At 48.0% G+C, this 304-nt stretch carries 1 protein-coding gene; it reads right to left on the minus strand.

Going from position 1 to position 304, the window contains the following annotated elements:
- Positions 1-303, minus strand: a 303-nt coding sequence (locus GSQ94_RS21885; RefSeq protein WP_216843108.1) for a hypothetical protein, incomplete at its 3' end; no start/stop codon positions are given.
- Position 304 lies beyond the last annotated feature (1 nt).

Raw genomic sequence — 304 nt, forward strand, 5'->3', positions numbered from 1 at the left:
CCCATGGCTTGTTTGCCCATAGCCGACTGGTACGTGTTTCTGGGCGACTGTATAGCAGTACATTAGTAACGAGATAGGGAAAAGGGATGGGAAAGAGTGGCATACCTGATTGTGATCTGGGAAGGGAATAATACTGGCACAGATTCCCAAGAGCATGCTGGGATGGATCTCACAATGTGTGTACATGTGAGTTGTGGGGTTGACTTTAGTTTTCAACCGTTTGTTAATTTCGTCGCCGTTGTCCTGGTTCGTGTCATAACCAGCCTTGGCCAAACGAAACGTATCGAGATCCTCCGGCGTCATA

Source organism: Granulicella sp. S190, assembly GCF_009766095.1.
Classification (GTDB): domain Bacteria; phylum Acidobacteriota; class Terriglobia; order Terriglobales; family Acidobacteriaceae; genus Edaphobacter.